At 68.6% G+C, this 12,740-nt stretch carries 15 protein-coding genes; 10 read left to right on the top strand and 5 right to left on the bottom strand.

What is annotated here, in order from left to right; genetic code table 11:
* Both SFU54_RS09360 and holA read left to right on the top strand, forming a co-directional pair.
* The coding region (locus tag SFU54_RS09360) for a ComEC/Rec2 family competence protein (RefSeq protein ID WP_319016011.1) at window positions 1-1,275 on the top strand (1,275 nt) is incomplete at its 5' end.
* Between the two features lie 37 nt (window positions 1,276-1,312).
* Window positions 1,313-2,344 (top strand): DNA polymerase III subunit delta, encoded by a 1,032-nt coding sequence (gene holA, locus SFU54_RS09365; protein WP_319016012.1) that lies wholly within the window; start codon window positions 1,313-1,315, stop codon window positions 2,342-2,344.
* A 65-nt stretch (window positions 2,345-2,409) separates the two neighbouring features.
* On the opposite strand, the gene rpsT is transcribed toward holA, so the two are convergent.
* A complete protein-coding gene (gene rpsT / locus SFU54_RS09370) occupies window positions 2,410-2,670 on the bottom strand; it encodes a 30S ribosomal protein S20 (RefSeq protein ID WP_319016013.1) in 261 nt (86 codons plus the stop codon).
* Window positions 2,671-2,886: 216 nt separating this feature from the next.
* Between rpsT and lepA the strand changes: the two genes are divergently transcribed.
* From lepA to SFU54_RS09385, 3 genes are read left to right on the top strand one after another with little or no spacing between them, the layout of a single operon-like run.
* Entirely contained in the window at window positions 2,887-4,761 is a 1,875-nt protein-coding gene (lepA, locus tag SFU54_RS09375) for a translation elongation factor 4 (RefSeq protein WP_319016014.1), read from the top strand.
* A gap of 10 nt (window positions 4,762-4,771) precedes the next feature.
* Window positions 4,772-5,296, top strand: coding sequence for a DUF1990 domain-containing protein (locus SFU54_RS09380; protein ID WP_319016015.1), 525 nt, complete (start codon window positions 4,772-4,774; stop codon window positions 5,294-5,296).
* A 4-nt stretch (window positions 5,297-5,300) separates the two neighbouring features.
* Window positions 5,301-5,786: a heme-degrading domain-containing protein gene (locus tag SFU54_RS09385; protein WP_319016016.1), complete on the top strand. Its 486-nt coding sequence runs from the start codon at window positions 5,301-5,303 to the stop codon at window positions 5,784-5,786.
* 225 nt (window positions 5,787-6,011) lie between these two features.
* On the opposite strand, the gene SFU54_RS09390 is transcribed toward SFU54_RS09385, so the two are convergent.
* Window positions 6,012-6,212 (bottom strand): hypothetical protein, encoded by a 201-nt coding sequence (locus SFU54_RS09390; RefSeq protein WP_319016017.1) that lies wholly within the window; start codon window positions 6,210-6,212, stop codon window positions 6,012-6,014.
* A gap of 33 nt (window positions 6,213-6,245) precedes the next feature.
* On the opposite strand from SFU54_RS09390, the gene SFU54_RS09395 reads away from it, so the two are divergent.
* Genes SFU54_RS09395 through SFU54_RS09410 form a run of 4 tightly spaced genes read left to right on the top strand, consistent with a single transcriptional unit; the run spans window position 6,246 to window position 9,690 of the window.
* Entirely contained in the window at window positions 6,246-6,929 is a 684-nt protein-coding gene (locus tag SFU54_RS09395) for a DUF1990 domain-containing protein (RefSeq protein WP_319016018.1), read from the top strand.
* A gap of 15 nt (window positions 6,930-6,944) precedes the next feature.
* Entirely contained in the window at window positions 6,945-7,373 is a 429-nt protein-coding gene (locus SFU54_RS09400; protein WP_319016019.1) for a hypothetical protein, read from the top strand.
* Window positions 7,370-8,314, top strand: a complete 945-nt coding sequence (locus SFU54_RS09405) for a bifunctional riboflavin kinase/FAD synthetase (protein WP_319016020.1) — start codon at window positions 7,370-7,372, stop codon at window positions 8,312-8,314. Before SFU54_RS09400 ends, SFU54_RS09405 begins: the two co-directional genes overlap by 4 nt.
* On the top strand, window positions 8,311-9,690 hold the full coding sequence (locus SFU54_RS09410) for an NAD(P)/FAD-dependent oxidoreductase (protein WP_319016021.1): 1,380 nt from the start codon (window positions 8,311-8,313) through the stop codon (window positions 9,688-9,690). Before SFU54_RS09405 ends, SFU54_RS09410 begins: the two co-directional genes overlap by 4 nt.
* Before the next feature lie 7 nt (window positions 9,691-9,697).
* Here SFU54_RS09410 and SFU54_RS09415 read toward each other — a convergent pair whose 3' ends face one another.
* Window positions 9,698-9,970, bottom strand: a complete 273-nt coding sequence (locus SFU54_RS09415) for a hypothetical protein (protein ID WP_319016022.1) — start codon at window positions 9,968-9,970, stop codon at window positions 9,698-9,700.
* 48 nt (window positions 9,971-10,018) lie between these two features.
* Window positions 10,019-10,675, bottom strand: a complete 657-nt coding sequence (locus tag SFU54_RS09420) for a hypothetical protein (protein WP_319016023.1) — start codon at window positions 10,673-10,675, stop codon at window positions 10,019-10,021.
* Between the two features lie 23 nt (window positions 10,676-10,698).
* On the opposite strand from SFU54_RS09420, the gene SFU54_RS09425 reads away from it, so the two are divergent.
* Window positions 10,699-11,925, top strand: coding sequence for a CynX/NimT family MFS transporter (locus SFU54_RS09425; RefSeq protein ID WP_319016024.1), 1,227 nt, complete (start codon window positions 10,699-10,701; stop codon window positions 11,923-11,925).
* Between the two features lie 80 nt (window positions 11,926-12,005).
* On the opposite strand, the gene SFU54_RS09430 is transcribed toward SFU54_RS09425, so the two are convergent.
* A partial coding sequence (locus SFU54_RS09430; RefSeq protein WP_319016025.1) for an ROK family protein occupies window positions 12,006-12,740 on the bottom strand: 735 nt, incomplete at its 5' end.

The raw sequence follows: 12,740 nt of genomic DNA on the forward strand, positions 1-12,740 counted from the left end.
GTGCTTCCGGCTCCGCTCGCCCTCGCGATTGCCGTGCCCCTCGCGGCGCAGCTCGCGTGTCAACCCGTGCTCATTCTGCTCGCGCCGCAGGTGCCGCTCGTCGGGGTGATCGCGAACGTGCTCGCGGCACCGGCCGCTCCGGTGGCCACGATCGTCGGCATGATCGCGTGCTTGCTGGCGCCGATCGTTCCTCCGCTCGCGACGGTCGTGGCGGGAATCGCGTGGTTGCCCGCGGCGTGGATCGCGGGCGTGGCGCGCGTGTGCGCCGACCTTCCCGGTGCGGTTGTGCCGTGGCCCGAGGGGGCGCTAGGTGCCGTATTGCTCGCAGTTCTCACCGTGGCTGTGCTTGTTGCTGCGGGAGTACCTGCGCCCATCGGCTCGCCCCGGCTGCGCCGACACGTCGCCTTCATTGCCGCATCCACCCTCGTCGTGGTCCTGGGGGCGACCGCGGGAACCGCAGCACTGCACGCGATCGGTCGACCCGACGATTGGCGCGTGGCTCAGTGCGACATTGGTCAGGGTGATGCCGTAGTGGTGCGCAGCGACGCATCGGTGGGCCTGATCGACACCGGGGCGCATCCCGAGTTGCTCACGGAGTGCCTCGACACCCTGGGCATCGGCCGAGTCAACCTGCTGGTGCTGACTCACTTCGACCTCGATCACGCCGGGGGTGCTCCCGCTCTCGTCGGACGGGTCGACAGAGTGCTCGTCGGGCCGACGGGTCGACCGAGTGACGAGCAGCTGGTCGATCACCTCGCCGCGGGCGGGGCCACGATCGAGCAGGTCACGGAAGGCGCCCGCGGAGTGCTCGGCGACTACCGCTGGCGGGTGCTGTGGCCACCCGCGCATCGCGGAGTCGAGCCCGGCAATGACGCGAGCATCATCATTGACCTGCGCGGCCTGCCCGGGTGCACGGCGTGCCCGAGCATGCTCGCCCTCGGCGATCTGGGGGCGGATGCCCAACGCATGCTCGCCGCCACCCACGACCTCGCTGCCGTCGACATCGTCAAGGTCAGCCACCACGGGTCAGCCGACCAGTTCGCCGACCTCTACACCGACCTCGAAGCGCCGCTCGCGCTCATGGGTGTCGGGGCGGACAACACCTACGGGCACCCCGCGCCCGCGACGCTCGCGGTGCTCGAGGCGTCTGGCTCGACGATCGTACGCAGCGACCAGCACGGCCTCGCGCTCATTTCGGCGAGCTCGGATACGACGGGCGATGGGCTTGCGCTGCGGGTTTGGGTCGAGCGGGGCACCGTCGGCGGGGCTGGGTAGGCTGAGCCTGCCGCGTTCACCAACCACGAGGAGCCCCATGGCTGCGCCGAAGAAGCCCGCGGGGTCTGCGCGGGTTGCGGCGAGCATCCCGCAGGTGGCATGGCACCAGATTCGCTCGGCCCCGGTCATTCTTGTCACGGGACCCGAAGATTTCTTGGCCGAGCGTGCGAATCGTTTGCTGCGGGATGCCCTGCGCGAGCGCGACGCGAGCCTCGAGGTGCACGACCTGCGTGCCGACGCCTACACGCCCGGAGAGCTCATCACCCTGGCAAGTCCGTCGCTCTTCGGCGAACCGCGACTCATTCGCGTCGACGGTGCCGCCACCATGAACGACGCATTTCTCGAAGAAGCCCTCGAATACATCGCGGCGCCCGCCGATGACGTCGTCGTGGTGATTCGCCACGGCGGGGGAGTGCGCGGAAAAAAGCTGCTCGACGCCATTCGCCAGGGAACAGGCGGCGGCATCGAGGTGCTCTGCAGTGAGCTCAAGCGCGACAGCGATCGTGCCGACTTTGCGGCGGCCGAGTTCCGGCACGCGGGTCGGGCCATCGCGCCCGCTGCGCTGCGCACGCTCGTGAGCGCCTTCACCGACGACCTCGCCGAGCTCGCGGGCGCGTGCCAGCAGTTGCTCGCCGACACCGAGGGTGAGATCACCGAGCAGACGGTGGCCAAGTATTACGGCGGCCGTGTCGAGACCAATTCGTTCGCTGTTGCCGATGCCGCCATCGCGGGTCGGCACGGCGAAGCGCTCGGGCTCTTGCGACACGCGCTCGCGACGGGTGCCGACCCCGTGCCGATGGTGGCCGCGTTTGCCATGAAGTTGCGCACGATGGCCAAGGTGGGCGGCACGCGTGGCTCGGGCGCGCAGACGGCCGCGCAACTAGGTCTTGCCCCGTGGCAAGTTGATCGCGCGCGGCGCGACCTGCAGGGTTGGACCGAAGAAGGCCTCGGCCGCGCGATTCTCGCCGCCGCCGAGACGGACGCCGCCGTCAAGGGCGCGGCCCGCGACCCGATCTATGCGCTCGAGTCGCTCGTGCGCATCGTTGCCGACCGCGGCGTCGCCGTCTAGTTCTGCGACACCAACAACGCCCCCGCCGGCGAACCGGCGAGGGCGTTATGTGAATCGGGGTGTGGCTAGAGCGCCGCAACCTTCTTGGCGATCGACGACTTGCGGTTTGCCGCCTGGTTCTCGTGAATGACGCCCTTGCTCACGGCCTTGTCGAGCTTCTTGGTCGCGTTCTTGAGGGCGGCCTGCGCGGCGGCCTTGTCGCCCGAGGCCACAGCCTCGTTGGTGCGACGGATGACCGTCTTGAGCTCGCTCTTAATCGCCTTGTTGCGCTCTTGCGCCTTGAGGTTGGTCTTGATGCGCTTGATCTGCGACTTGATGTTTGCCACGTGGGTGCTTTCTTCGAGATGAACGGTGTGTTTGAGCGGCCGGGGTGGGGTGCCGGTGCGATGCGAACATCGCGGCGAAAATCCCAGCCGCATTCCGTGTCGAAAGAGAGAGGGCTTTCTGACACGCAAGCCAACCGCTTACGTTACCAGGTGCTCTGTGCTGTCGGCCACTCGACTGTCTGCCGGGGGCTCGGTCGCATGGGAGAATGGCACCAAATGTCTCCTCGCGCCCTCACGCCGCTCGCCCCCGCCGCGACCGACCCGACGCTGATTCGCAACTTCTGCATCATCGCGCACATCGACCACGGCAAGTCGACCCTTGCCGACCGCATGCTCGGCATCACGGGAGTCGTGAGCGACCGCGACATGCGCGCGCAATATCTCGACCGCATGGACATCGAGCGTGAGCGCGGCATCACCATCAAGAGTCAGGCCGTGCGTATGCCGTGGGCCGTCGCGCCCGAGGAGGGCGGCAAGCCCGTCACCTACGCGCTCAACATGATCGACACCCCCGGCCACGTCGACTTCACCTACGAGGTGAGCCGCTCGCTCGCCGCGTGTGAGGGTGCCATTTTGCTCGTCGACGCTGCGCAGGGCATCGAGGCCCAGACCCTCGCGAACCTCTACTTGGCGCTCGAAAACGATCTGACGATCATCCCCGTGCTCAACAAGATCGACCTCCCGGCGGCCGACCCCGAGAAGTATGCGAAAGAACTCGCAGGGCTCATCGGCGGCAACCCCGACGACGTGCTGCGCGTGAGCGGCAAGACGGGAATGGGCGTCGAAGGCTTGCTCGATGAGGTGGTGCGACAGATTCCCGCGCCGGTGGGCGACCCGAATGCTCCGGCCCGCGCGATGATTTTCGATTCGGTCTACGACTCGTATCGCGGCGTCGTGACCTATGTGCGCATGGTGGATGGCCGGCTCAGCCCGCGCGAACGCATCCAAATGATGTCGACCAAGGCCACGCACGAGCTGCTCGAAATCGGCGTGAGCGCGCCCGAGCCGACCCCCAGCAAGGGCTTGGGTGTCGGCGAGGTGGGGTACCTCATCACGGGAGTGAAAGACGTGCGCCAGTCGAAGGTCGGCGACACGGTCACGAACGCGCAGAAGCCCGCGACCGAAGCGCTCGCCGGCTACACCGACCCGAAGCCCATGGTGTTCTCGGGGCTCTACCCGATCGACGGCAGCGACTACCCGGTGCTGCGCGAGGCGCTCGACAAGCTCAAGCTCTCTGACGCGTCGCTCAACTACGAGCCCGAGACCTCGGTGGCGCTCGGCTTCGGCTTCCGCTGCGGATTCTTGGGCCTGCTGCACCTCGAGATCGTCACCGAGCGACTCGAGCGCGAGTTTGGCCTCGACCTCATCTCGACGGCGCCGAGCGTGACCTACGAGGTCACGACCGACGACAAGAAGCAGTTCACGGTCACGAACCCCAGCGAGTTTCCGACCGGGGCGAAGATCGCGGCCGTCAGTGAGCCCATGGTGCGTGCGGCGATCTTGGCGCCGAAAGACTACGTCGGCACGATCATGGAGCTCTGCCAGAGCCGTCGCGGCACCCTCATCGGCATGGACTACCTCGGCGAAGACCGTGTTGAGATCAAGTACACGATGCCCCTCGGCGAGATCGTCTTCGACTTCTTCGACAACCTCAAGAGCAAGACCGCTGGTTACGCGAGCCTCGACTATGAGCCCGCGGGTGACCAAGAAGCCGACCTTGTCAAGGTCGACATTCTGCTGCAGGGCGAAGCGGTCGACGCGTTCAGCGCGATCGTGCACCGCGAGAAGGCCTACGCCTACGGCGTGCTCATGACCGAGCGCCTCAAGAAGCTGATTCCGCGGCAGCAGTTCGAGGTGCCGATTCAGGCCGCGATCGGCGCGCGCATCATCGCTCGCGAGTCGATCAGCGCCATGCGCAAAGACGTTCTCGCCAAGTGTTACGGCGGTGACATTACCCGCAAGCGCAAGCTGCTCGAGAAGCAAAAAGAGGGCAAGAAGCGCATGAAGATGGTCGGCCGCGTCGAGGTGCCGCAAGAGGCCTTCATCGCCGCGCTCTCGGGCGACGTCGAAAAGGCGAAAGAGAAGAAGTAGGGCAGGGCCGGTGGATGCTGTGGCGCGACCTGAGCTGAGTTACGCGCCCACCGGCGGCAGCCTGAACCTCGAGCCCGAAGGGGTGCCCGCGGGGTTCCGGGCGTTTCGACACGCGGCCGCGATCGGCTCGGGTGCCGAGCGGTGGGCGGCGGCCGCGGACGAGATGCTCGCGTGGGGGCTGCAGCGCGGGGCGGGCATCCATGTCAGCACACCGCGGGTGGTCGTGGGCGACGACGTGACGCTGACGATTCCGCTGCTGGGCGTTGTGCCGGTCAAGGCCTACGCGCGCGTGCTCGCGGTGGTGGATGAGCCGGCGCGGCGGGGGTTCGTCTACGGAACCCTGCCGGGGCATCCCGAACGCGGCGAAGAAGCGTTTCTCGTGACGATCGACGACGCGGGCATCGTGCGCGTGGTCGTTCAGGGCTTCTCGCGCCCGGCCCCCGGCATCTGGATGCTCGGCGCCCCCGTGCTACGCCTCGTGCAAGCGATCTACACGCGCCGCTATTTGCGGGCTCTCGCGCATACGCCACACTGAGCACATGACTACCGACCGCGCCGCGCGCGAAGCCCTCATCGCCGAGGTCATCGCGCAAGAAGAACGCCTGCAGTTCACGACGTTCAGCCACGATGACGCGTGGATGCTCGGCTCGAGCCTGCGCGACCGCGCCCTCGCTCGCGGCCAGGCCATCACGATCGACATCGCACTGGGTGAGCAGCGACTCTTCCACTGTGCGCTGCCCGGCACCTCGGCACACAACGACGTGTGGATTGAGCGCAAGAAGCGCACGGTGCGCGAGTTCGGTGCGTCGAGCTACCTCGTCGGTTTGCGGTTCCCGATTCTTGACAATCACGAGCTCGAGGCGGCCCCGTGGATGGATCCGCGCCAGTTCGCGGGCCACGGCGGAGGCTTCCCACTCGCCATTCGCGGCGTCGGCGTCGTCGGCACGATCGCCGTCTCGGGCCTCCCGCACGAGATCGACCACGGTCTCATCGTCGAAGCGCTCAGCGAGCACCTCGGTCTCTAGCGCGCCCCGCGCCGCACTCGCGCGCGCCGCGCCCCGCCCCGCGCCGCCCGCGCGTGCCGCGCTCTGCGCTGCCCTTCCGCGCGCCGTGCTCGGCGCCCCTCTTGCCCGTGCAGCGCTCGGCGCAGGAGTCTTCTTGCGCGTACTCCCGAATCGCAGGAAAACCGCCCGACTTTGCTCGTTTTCTTCCTGCGATTCAGGAGCGCCGTCAAAGAGGTGGCCCGATGCTCACGCGTCTGAGTGGCCGCTCCAGCCGACGCGCTCGATGCTGAATGTCCAGCCGTGAAGGTCTGGCAGGGCGCGCGGAAATGCCGGGGCGTTACCGTGAGACGTGCAGTCGAGTTCAGTGAGGTGACCGTTGCGCACGCTGAACCCTGCATACAGCCAGCCGTCGGGCGAGAAGGCGTCGGGGCGACCGGCGTGGGGCATTTTTCCACGGTAGCGGGCCGTACGCTGGGGTATGTGACCGCCGACAGCACTCGCGACAGCGCCCGCCAGCAGCAGTCGGTGACCTACGCGGCCGTCGGTGCGACGCAGGCGCCCGATCTGATGCAGTATCCGCCGCAGGGGTATCGCCCGCTCGAAGTTCGCGGACGCATCGGCCATGGCGACGAGCGCTGGCTTTACGCCGTCGATGAGTTGCTCACGGGCGGGGTCTATCGGGGAGCGGGCATGGGTGTGCGCATTACCCCCGTCAGCGCGGGGGATGCCGAGCTCACCTACCACCACGTCGAGTACGGCGCCGCCGGTGAGCCCGTTGAGGCGGCCCAGGTCGGTGCAGGCGACGAGGTCTACACCGCGAGTGGAGAGCGGCACGTGCGCCCGGGCGACATCATCGTCGTCGGTCTCGAGGTGGGTCGAGCGCTGTGGCTACCGCTGCCGACCCGCGTCGTGTTGCTCGAAGAAGATGAGCAGCGCGTCATGTACGCCGTCGGAACCCTGCCGGGGCATCCGTTCTCGGGCGAAGAGTCGTTCACTCTCGAGCAGACGGCCGACGGCTCGGTGTGGCTCACCGTGCGCAGTTTTGCCCGGCCGGCGGCGTGGTGGGGGTGGCCCCTGTTGCCCGGCTTGTTGCTCGCCCGCACACTTATCGCGCGACGCTTCGTGCGGGCCCTTATGGGTGCAATTTCCCTTCAGCAGGGCTGACTTAGGCTGGGCACGATGAGCGACGACCTTCGATCAACAAGCTCCGGCATCGGCCGCGTGCTGATTGCCGTCTACGGCATTCTCGCCCTCGCCGCGCTCGGTCGATCGGCGTACCAAATCATCACCAAGTTTGACGAGGCCCCAGCGGCATACGCACTGTCGGCGCTCGCCGCCGTCGTCTACGTGGTCGCGACGATTGCGCTCGTGGCACGCGGCACGGTCTGGTTTCGCGTCGCAGCGATCGCCATCGCTTTCGAACTCGCGGGTGTGCTCATCGTCGGCACGCTCAGCATCATTGACCCGGCGCTGTTTCCTGATGACACGGTGTGGAGCCAATTCGGCCGCGGCTACGTCTTCATTCCTCTCGTGCTTCCGGTGCTCGGCTTGCTGTGGTTGCGTCGCGTCGCCCGAGCGCGTCGCGCCGCGCAGGAGGTCGACGCATGAGCGGCTTGGTCGTGCACGGCCTCGAGAATCTGCCTCGGGATGCCCGACCGAGTGCCGTCACGATCGGCAAGTTCGACGGCGTGCACCGCGGACACCGCGCCGTGCTCGAGCACCTCACCGCCGAAGCGCAGGGTCGCCGCACCGTCGTCGTGACGTTCGATCGTCACCCTGCCGCCGTGCTGCACCCCGAGAGCGCTCCCGCTCCCTTGCTCAGCACGGCGCAAAAGACCGAAGCACTCGTTGCCGCGGGCGTCGATCTCGTGGTGGTCTTGCCGTTCACGCCCGAGCTTGCGGCACTCTCGGCCGACGAGTTTGTCGACGAGGTGCTCGTGCACGGGCTATCCACCGAGCTCGTGCTCGTGGGCGCTGATTTTCGCTATGGCGCACACGGAGCGGGCACGGTCGAGACGTTGCGGGCCGCGGGGGAGCGCGCGGGGTTTGCCGTGGCGCTCGTCGACGATGTGTGCGAGCTCGATGGAACGCGGGTGTCGTCGACGGGCATCCGTCGACTGCTCGATGAGGGCCGCCTCGATGAGGCGACCGAGGCTCTGGGCCGCCACCACCGCATCCGCTCGCTCGTAGTGCCCGGTCATCAGCGGGGTCGTGACCTCGGGTATCCGACCGCTAATCTCGCGCGCGATGCCGAGGGCTTTATTCCGGCCGACGGGGTGTACGCGTGCTGGCTGCACGTGAATGGCGCGCGCTACGGAGCCGCGGTGTCGATCGGCAACAACCCCACGTTTGGTGATGTGCCCGAGAAGACGGTCGAGGCGCATGCGATCGACGTGACCGTCGACATGTATGGCTCGACGATCGAGCTCGAGTTCGTTTCGTACATTCGCCCGATGCACAAATTCGATTCGGCGGATGCCCTGGCCGAGCAAATGGGCCGCGACGAGTTGCGCATCCGCACGATTCTCGGGTTGCCCGCACCCGCATGAGCGAGCTGACCCGACGCCAATTCGGCGCTGTGGTGGTGGGGTCGACCGCCGCGGCGGCACTCGCAGCCTGCACGCCGCTCGGTGCTCAGTCGAGCACGCGCGGCGAGGGGCTCACGGTCATCGTGGTGGGCGCGGGCGTCGCGGGTCTCGCGGCGGCGCGGGATCTGCACCGCGCGGGCGCAGAGGTCATCGTGCTCGAAGCGCGCGACCGCATCGGCGGTCGCACGGCGACGATCGTGCGGGAGGGCTTCGCCCTCGACCTCGGGGCCTCGTGGATTCACGGGCTCGATGGCAACCCCGTGACCGAGCTCGTCGAGGAGGCGGGCTTGGGGCTGATCGACACCGACGTGGAGTCGGCCATCGGGTTCGATGCCGCGACCGCTGACGGGCTGCTCGATGACGCCGCGCTCGCGCGCGCCGGGGCACGGCTCGACGCCGCCGTCGAGGCGGGCTACGACACCGAGGTTGACCAGCCTCTGCAGCGCGTGGTTGATGCGGCCGCGAGCGGAGCTTCCGCGAGTGAGGCCCGGCTCATCCGCTACCTCGCCGCGAGTGCCATCGAGAACGAGTATGCGGGTCCCCTCAGCGAGTTGTCGGCGTGGTGGTTCGACGAGGCCGGCGGATACGACGGCGGAGACGCCATGATCGAGGGCGGCTATGCTCAGGTGCCCGAGGTGCTCGCGGACGAGCTCGACGTGCGACTCGGTGCCGTCGTGACCGGTGTGAGTTGGGGCGACGACGGCGTGCTCGTGCAGACCGCCGCCGAGTCGTTCGAGGCTGACGCGCTCATCGTGACGGTGCCGCTGGGCGTGCTGCAGTCCGGCGCAATCGCGGTCGACCCGCCGCTGCCCGAAGCCCAGCAGGCCGCGATCGCGGGCCTCGGCATGGGCGTGCTCAACAAGGTCTTCATGCTCTTCGACGAGGTCTTTTGGGACGACTCGGTCGACTGGATCGGCATTGTTCCGCCCGACGGTTTCGACCCGTGGGTCGACTGGGTCACGGTCGGGCGTGCCGACGACGTGCCGGTGCTGCTCGGATTCGCGGCGGGCGACCTCGGTCGCCGCGTGGATGCGATGAGCGACGAGCAGGTCGTGGCGAGCGCACTCGCGACGCTGCGCAGTGCGTACCCGGGTGCTCCCGAACCCGTGGAGGTGCTCGTGACGCGCTGGGGTGCGGACGAGTTTGCGCGCGGCTCCTACTCGTTCGCTGCGGTGGGCTCCGACCCTGCGATGCGCGATGACCTCGCGGCAGGCGTGGGCGGGCGAGTGCACCTGGCGGGCGAGGCGACGTCGCGCGAGCATCCGTCGACGGTGCACGGGGCTCTGCTCTCGGGCCGCCGGGCCGCCGAGAACGTACTCGGCGACCTCGGCAGCTGAGTGAGGCTTAGCCCTGAAGTAGCGACTTCAGCGGAACCTTCGCGCCGTCTTTGAGGTTGTCGATGACGTCGTCGGGAAGGTTCTCAAGCAGCGGCAGGTCGAGGTCTTTCGCCCACGAGCCGATGGTGTCGAGAATCTGGTCGGTGTCGAGGCCCTTGAGCGTCGGCTGCACCTGCTCCCAGATGGGCTGCAGAGCGGCGAGGTCGAAACCCTTGCCGCTGATGAGGTCGCCGACCACGTCGCCGATGTCGCTGAGGTCGAAGCCGTCGTTCTGTGCCATGAAAGATTCCTTGTCGCGGTCGTGCCGGGTCGTGTACCCGGTCGACGCTCAGCCTAGAGCGGAGGAGCCCTCAGCGTCGGGCTGCACCTCGGGCGGCACGCCCGCGCGGCCGGCAAGAAACAGCACGATCGCGGAACCCGTTGACCGCAGCTCGGGGCCGCGCCCCACGCGCCAGTCGCCATCGGTCGCGACGAGCGTGCGCGCCGTGACGAGGCTGCGCTGCGGATGCCGCGCTCGCAGCGCAAGATCGAGCGCCACGGCTCCGCTCGAGAGCGGGTCGACGGTGAGGGGTGCTGCGTGCGTCGCCTGCAGGTCGAGGGCGACCGCAACGACGAGTCCGAGATCGCGGATGCTCACGCGAGCACTGGGCGCTGCCAAGGTCTGGGCGCGCTCGCGCACGGCGCTCGGCAGCGCGGCATCGTCGAGTGCGGCGACACTTGCGCTCGGGGTCGGCAGGATTCCCCAGACTCGCGCCCATCGCGCGTACCAGGGTGAGCCGAGTCGAGTCAGCAGATCGCGCACATCGGCGCCGACCGTGACCTCGGGTCGAAGGGTTGCGGCGGTGAGGAGCGCGGGGTGGGCATCCAGCACCCCGGCCATCGCCTGCAGCAGTTCGGCCGCGGGGTGCGCCCACGCGCCGACGGTGCCGCTCTCGTCACCGCGGTCGCGGTTGCTCAGGGGGAGGAAGCGGGCCAGGTCACTCACACCCGTCAGCCTAGGATGACGAGGTGACCGATGCCGCGCCGAGCCGCCGTTCTGAGCTCGCACTCGGGGTGGTCGCCATTGTGCTCATCGCCGCGACCATGCGGTTGCCGGTGGCCGCGCTCTCGCCGCTCGCGGGCCGCATCGACGCGGAAATTCCCCTTAGTGCGCTCGCGCTCGGCGCTCTGGGCACGGCGCCGCCAATCGCCTTTGCTCTCGCCGGAGCGCTCGCCCCGCGCCTCGCGCGTCGGCTGCAGCTCGAGCCGACCCTGTTGCTCGCCATGCTCGCGATGATTGTCGGTCACCTCGTTCGCGCCTCGGCCGTCGACTTCACGATGCTGCTCGCGGGCACGATCGTCTTGCTCCTCGGGGCGGGTTTCGGCAACGTCTTGGTTCCGGCTGCCGTCAAGAAGTTCACGCCCCACCGCATCGGGGCGATGACGGCGGCCTACGCCATGATCATGTCGATCGGCGCCGCGGTGCCCCCGCTCGTTGCTGTGCCCGTCGCCGAGTTGGTCGACTGGCGGTTCTCGCTCGCCATCTGGGCTGCCTTCGTGGCCGCCGCGGCGGTGCCGTGGATCGCGCTCGCGGTGCGCGAAGTGCGCGCACACCGCGCTCGTCGGGCGGCCGATGATCTGCCCGTGCTTGCCTCGCGCCCGAGGCCGTCAGCCTTGGTGCGCTCACCCACCCTGTGGGGCATCGGTATTCCCTTTACGGTGTCGAGCGTGTTGGCCTATGCCGGCTACGCGCTCTTGCCGCCCATGTTGCGCGAGATCGCGGGTGTCGGCGAGGCCGAGGCGGGCGCCTTGCTCGCGTTGTTGGGCTTTCTCGGGCTACCGCTCGCGGCGGTGGGGCCGGTGCTCGCGGCACGATTGCGCACGCCGACCCCCTTGCTCGTCGCCTCAACCGCGCTCTTCGCCACGGCCTACACCGGGCTGCTGGTCGCGCCGCAAGGGCTGACCCTCCTGTGGATGATCTGCCTCGGGCTCGGCTACATCACGTTCCCCATGTGCCTTGCGCTCTTTGCCGTGCGCAGCCGCACGCCTGCCATGGCGAGCACCGTGAGTGGTGCGGTGCAAACCGTGGGCTACGCCATCGCGGCGTTCGCGCCCCTTGTGCTCGGCGCGCTGCGCGACAGCACGGGAAGTTGGAGCGCGGCCATCATCGTGCTGATCGTGGTCTCGTTTGCCAACCTCATTGCGGTTCCGCTGCTTGCCCGCGGCGGCATGGTCGACGACGAGCTCACGCGTTAGCGGATGAGTCGTCGGCGTGAGCCGATGAGGCGTCGGCCTTAGCCGATGAGGCGTCGGCGTTAGCCGATCAGTCGTCGGCCTTAGCCGATCAAATCGGCGCGGTGCACGAGGGCCGCGGCGCCGACGAGCGGTCCGTCGCCGCTGAGCCCCGAGGCCACGACGCGCGTCTTCGTCACGAAGCCAAAGTCGCTGTGGTGTGCCACCGCGGCGCCGACGAGGTCAATGTAGTCGTCGCTCACGTGGCTGAAGCCTCCGCCGATCGCCACGACGTCGATGTCGACGAGCGCGCTGGCACTCGCGATGGCGCGGCCCACGGCCGTCGCCGAGCGCTCGATCGCGGCGCGGGCCACGGAATCGCCCGCGGCAGAGGCGGCGGCGAGCTCTTCGCCCGACTCGCCCGTGAAGCCGTTCTCCCGCGCCCACGCAACCGTGCGGGGGCCCGACGCGATGGCCTCGAGGCACCCCGAGGCGCCGCACGCGCACACGTCGACGAAGCCGGCGATAGCGACGTGCCCGATGTGACCGGCGTTGCCGGTCGGGCCTGCGATCACGCGGCCGCCGAGAATCAGCCCACCGCCGACACCCGTCGAGACGATCATGCCCATGACGTTGGTCTCGCCCTGAGCGGCGCCCATCCACACTTCGGCCACGGCGATGCAGATGCCGTCCATGCGCAGGGTCACGGGCAGTCCGGGCACGAGCTCGGCCACGAGGTCGCCGAGAGGGTAGTTGCGCCACGCGGGCAAGTTGAGGGGTGAGACGTCACCCGTGGTGCCCGCGATCGGACCCGCGCTGCCGATGCCGACGCCGAGCAA

This window comes from Microcella sp. (assembly GCF_033763155.1).
In the GTDB taxonomy this organism is placed as follows: Bacteria; Actinomycetota; Actinomycetes; order Actinomycetales; family Microbacteriaceae; genus Microcella.

Bases quoted from the DNA above. Each gene is read 5' to 3' on its own strand.
- holA (WP_319016012.1), top strand. From the start codon at position 1,313: ATGGCTGCGCCGAAGAAGCCCGCGGGGTCTGCGCGGGTTGCGGCGAGC.
- lepA (WP_319016014.1), top strand. From the start codon at position 2,887: ATGTCTCCTCGCGCCCTCACGCCGCTCGCCCCCGCCGCGACCGACCCG.
- SFU54_RS09385 (WP_319016016.1), top strand. From the start codon at position 5,301: ATGACTACCGACCGCGCCGCGCGCGAAGCCCTCATCGCCGAGGTCATC.
- SFU54_RS09390 (WP_319016017.1), bottom strand. From the start codon at position 6,212: ATGCCCCACGCCGGTCGCCCCGACGCCTTCTCGCCCGACGGCTGGCTG.
- SFU54_RS09400 (WP_319016019.1), top strand. From the start codon at position 6,945: ATGAGCGACGACCTTCGATCAACAAGCTCCGGCATCGGCCGCGTGCTG.
- SFU54_RS09405 (WP_319016020.1), top strand. From the start codon at position 7,370: ATGAGCGGCTTGGTCGTGCACGGCCTCGAGAATCTGCCTCGGGATGCC.
- SFU54_RS09410 (WP_319016021.1), top strand. From the start codon at position 8,311: ATGAGCGAGCTGACCCGACGCCAATTCGGCGCTGTGGTGGTGGGGTCG.
- SFU54_RS09415 (WP_319016022.1), bottom strand. From the start codon at position 9,970: ATGGCACAGAACGACGGCTTCGACCTCAGCGACATCGGCGACGTGGTC.